Here is a 2,265-nt window from a genome sequence, read left to right on the forward strand (position 1 = left end):
GCGGCGGCCGGCAGCACCGCGCGCATGCGCGCGCCGAGCAGCGGGTCGTAGCCGAGCGCGGGGTTGCCGCGCCGCGCCTGCTGCGCGATCGCGATGGTGCGTTCGGCCAGGCATTCGAAGATCAGGTAATCGAGCGCACCGTGCTCGGCCAGTTCGACGGCCGGCTCGATGCGGTCGCCCGAGTAGCCGGCGCCGGCGCCGAGCCGCACGCGCCGGGCGGGGGAAAGATCGGTCATGACGAGGGTTCCGGTCGCTTGCGCGACGAAATGAGCGGCGGCAGCGCGCGCCGCTTCACAGGGCGAAGATCCCGAGCGCGACGCAGGCGATCGTCATGACGACCGACGCGCCGAACAGCAGCGGGAACGTGAATTTCTGGTGCTCGGCCAGATCGATGCCGCACAGCCCGACCACCAGGAACGTGGCCGGCGTGAGCGGGCTGACCGGGAAGCCGGTGGTCATCTGCCCGAGCAGCGCGGCCTGGCCCACGTGCAGCGCGGGCACGCCGAGCTGGCCCGCCACTTCGGCGATCACCGGCAGGACGCCGAAATAAAAGGAATCCGGATCGAACAGCAGGCTCAGCGGCATCGACAGCAGCCCGAGCGCCACCGGAATATGGCCCGCCATCGACGGCGGCACGAAGCCCACCGCGGCGCTCGCCATCGCCTTGAGCATGCCGCTGCCCTGCATGATCCCGGTGAACACGCCGGCCGCGAGCAGGATGCCGGCCATCATCAGCGCGGCGCGCGCGTGGGCGTCGATGCGCTTGCGCTGCATGTCCACGTCGGGGTAGTTCACGAGCAGCGCGATGCAGAAGCCCACCATGAACATCAGCGCGGGCGGGATCTTCTCGCCCATCACCACCATCGTGCCGAGCACCAGCACCGTCAGCACCAGGTTGAACCAGAACAGGCGCGGGCGGCGCAACGCCTGCGCGTCGGCGCTCAGCACGCGCTCGGGCATCGGAATCGCGCCGCCGCCCAGGTTCGCGCCGAGCCGCCGTTCCTCGCGGCGGCCGAGCCACCAGGCCGCGCCGAACACAAATACGAGGCCGACGATCTGCACCGGAATCAGCGGATTGAACAGCGCCGAGACGGGCAGGTGCAGCGAGGCGGATGCGCGGATCATCGGGCCGGTCCACGGCAGGAAGTTGATGCCGGCCGCCATCGACACGGCCGCGGCGAGCACGCGCCGGTCCATGCCGAGGCGGTCGTAGAGCGGCAGCATGGCCGGAATCGTCACCAGGAAACACACCGCGCCGGAGCCGTCGAGGTGGATCAGCAGCGCCAGCAGCGTGGTGCCCATCACGATGCGCGTGGGCCGCGTGCCCACCGCGCGCAGGATCCGGTCGATGATCGGATCGAGCGTGCCGGCGTCGGTGATCACGCCGAAATACAGGATCGCGAACACGAACATGCCGACCACCGGGGCCAGGCTTTTCAGGCCGCCGATCACGAACGCGCTGGTCTGCAGCCCGAACCCGCCGAGCAGCGACGCGGCGATCGGCACGAGGATCAGCGCGACGAGCGGCGACATCCGTTTCGAGAGGATCGCGCCGAGCAGCACGACGATGGTGGCCAGCCCCAGTAACGGCAGCATGATGGTGTCTCCGGTCTTGTCTTTTGATTCGGCCGAGCGTAAGTTCGCAAGCGCGATAACGCAATTGAAATGATTTGATTGCAGCAATCACGAACCTTTATGGATCTGAATCTCCGCGAATTACGCGCCTTCGTGACCGTCGCGCAGGCCGGCAACTTCACGCGCGCCGCGGCGCGCCTCAATCTCTCGCAGCCCGCGCTCACGGTGCAGATCCGCCGGCTGGAGGAAACCGTCGGCGCGCGGCTGTTCGACCGCAACAGCCGCAGCGTCGCGCTGACGCAAACGGGGCGCGAATTGCTGCCGTTGCTGCAGCGCTCGCTCGACGACATGGAGCGCGTGCTGCGCGACGCCCGCGCGCTCGGCGACGGCACGGCCGGCACGGTGCGGCTCGCCTGCCTGCCGACGTTCGCCGCAAGCGCGCTGCCGGAGCTGATCCGTGCGTTTCGCGAGCAGGTGCCGCGCGCACGCTTCGAGATTCGCGACGGCGTGGCGAGCGCCGTGGAGGCGCTGGTGCGCAACGAGGAGGCCGATCTCGGCCTGACCGGCGGCGAGGCGCTCGATCCGGCGCTCGAAGTGCTGCATACCGGCGCGGATCGGCTGGTGGCGGTGTGCCCGCGCAGCCACCCGCTGGCCCGGTGCGACAGCGTGACGGCCGCCGAGGTGGCCGCC

General features: G+C 69.8%; 3 protein-coding genes. 1 reads left to right on the forward strand and 2 read right to left on the reverse strand.

Annotated elements, in window-relative coordinates:
* Together G3N92_RS33175 and G3N92_RS33180 are read right to left on the reverse strand one after the other, a co-directional pair.
* Positions 1 to 236 (reverse strand): acyclic terpene utilization AtuA family protein (locus tag G3N92_RS33175; RefSeq protein WP_206131734.1); only part of this gene is annotated, 236 nt, incomplete at its 3' end.
* Positions 237 to 291: 55 nt separating this feature from the next.
* Positions 292 to 1,596 (reverse strand): citrate:proton symporter, encoded by a 1,305-nt coding sequence (locus G3N92_RS33180; RefSeq protein ID WP_206131735.1) that lies wholly within the window; start codon positions 1,594 to 1,596, stop codon positions 292 to 294.
* Between the two features lie 99 nt (positions 1,597 to 1,695).
* Here G3N92_RS33180 and G3N92_RS33185 point away from each other — a divergent pair.
* The coding region (locus G3N92_RS33185; RefSeq protein ID WP_206131736.1) for a LysR family transcriptional regulator at positions 1,696 to 2,265 on the forward strand (570 nt) is incomplete at its 3' end.

This window comes from Burkholderia sp. Ac-20379 (assembly GCF_017104645.1).
GTDB lineage: Bacteria > Pseudomonadota > Gammaproteobacteria > Burkholderiales > Burkholderiaceae > Burkholderia.

What these genes read in the sequence shown, in the direction of transcription:
- G3N92_RS33180 (WP_206131735.1), bottom strand. Translation starts at nt 1,596, where the DNA reads ATGCTGCCGTTACTGGGGCTGGCCACCATCGTCGTGCTGCTCGGCGCG.